The 325-nt window shown below is 48.0% G+C and carries 1 rRNA gene; it reads left to right on the plus strand.

Annotation, left to right across the window (positions count from 1 at the left end):
- Positions 1-146 precede the first annotated feature (146 nt).
- Positions 147-325, plus strand: a 16S ribosomal RNA gene (locus tag AWV70_RS18735); the annotation flags it as partial.

Consider the following 325-nt stretch of genomic DNA (forward strand, 5'->3'; position numbering starts at 1 on the left):
ATGAACCTTGAAAACTGAACAGCAAAACGTCAACAAATAAAGTTCTGAAGCCGACCCTGTCGGTGGAATGAACAAACGAATCTTCGGATTCAAAATTGACATCTTAAATGATGCCAGCAAGAAACTCGAGCTACTCGAATTTCTCTATTATGGAGAGTTTGATCCTGGCTCAGGACGAACGCTGGCGGCGTGCCTAATACATGCAAGTCGAGCGAATTGATGGGAGCTTGCTCCCTGAAATTAGCGGCGGACGGGTGAGTAACACGTGGGCAACCTGCCCTGCAGATGGGGATAACTCCGGGAAACCGGGGCTAATACCGAATAA

The organism is Sporosarcina koreensis (assembly GCF_001531445.1).
Classification (GTDB): Bacteria; Bacillota; Bacilli; order Bacillales_A; family Planococcaceae; genus Sporosarcina; species Sporosarcina koreensis_C.